Origin of the sequence: Vreelandella olivaria (assembly GCF_023507745.1) — a bacterium.
Taxonomy (GTDB): domain Bacteria; phylum Pseudomonadota; class Gammaproteobacteria; order Pseudomonadales; family Halomonadaceae; genus Vreelandella; species Vreelandella olivaria_A.
Genome location: NZ_JALPZO010000021.1, coordinates 1 through 999, shown reverse-complemented (window position 1 = coordinate 999; position 999 = coordinate 1). Strand labels below are relative to the sequence as shown.

The 999-nt window shown below is 59.3% G+C and carries 1 protein-coding gene; it reads right to left on the bottom strand.

The window, feature by feature from the left end; translation table 11 throughout:
• A partial coding sequence (locus HP566_RS02025; RefSeq protein WP_249975592.1) for an MBG domain-containing protein occupies positions 1-999 on the bottom strand: 999 nt, incomplete at both ends.

The window sequence follows — 999 nt, the reverse complement described above, 5'->3', positions numbered from 1 at the left end:
TATGAGCATAGTGACCGGCATCGGTGCCGCGTCCGCCATGGGTGGTGATTGCCAGTACCGAGGCATCTTCACCATTGACCAGCCCCGCGACGGTGAAACCGTCAATGTTCTGCTCTGTACCGGTGTACGTGGTGGTGCCGCTGTTGGCGGTGACGGTAGCAGTGGCTTTATCGATGGTCAGGGTGCCGTCGACAAAGGTCAGCAGATAGTTCTGGGCGTCGCCACTGGCGGTATGGTCGTAGTTGCCTGCGTTGGTGCCGCGTCCGCCACTCAGTTGAACATCTAATACTTCCAGGCCTTCACCGTTGACTAAACCCGCGACGGTGAAACCGTCAATGTTCTGCTCTGTACCGGTGTAGGTGGTGGTGCCACTGTTGGCGGTGACGGTAGCAGTGGCTTTATCAATGGTCAGTTCACCATCGATAAAGGTCAGCAGATAGTTCTGGGCATCGCCACTGGCGGTATGAGCATAGTGACCGGCATCGGTGCCGCGTCCGCCACTCAGTTGAACATCTAATACTTCCTGGCCTTCACCATTGACCAGCCCCGCGACGGTGAAGCCATCCACGCTTTGCTCGGTGCCGGTGTATATGGTGGTGCCGCTGTTGGCGGTGACGGTAGCAGTGGCTTTATCGATATTCAGCTCGCCATCCACGAAGGTCAGCAGGTAGTTTTGCGCATCGCCACTGGCGGTATGGGCATAGTTACCGGCATCGGTGCCGCTGCCACCACTCAGTTGAACGTCTAATACCTCCTGGCCTTCACCGTTGACCAGCCCCGCGACGGTGAAGCCATCAATGTTCTGCTCGGTGCCGGTGTACGTGGTGGTGCCGCTGTTGGCGGTGACCGTCGCCTGGGCCTTGTCAATGGTCAGGGTGCCTTCGCCGACGATCAGATCGTAGCCCTGCTGGGTGGACCAGAGGCCATCGACATCGAGGCCGAGCGTATAGGTGCCGGCATCGCGCCCACTGCCGGTGATGGAGCCCGAGCCGAACAGCA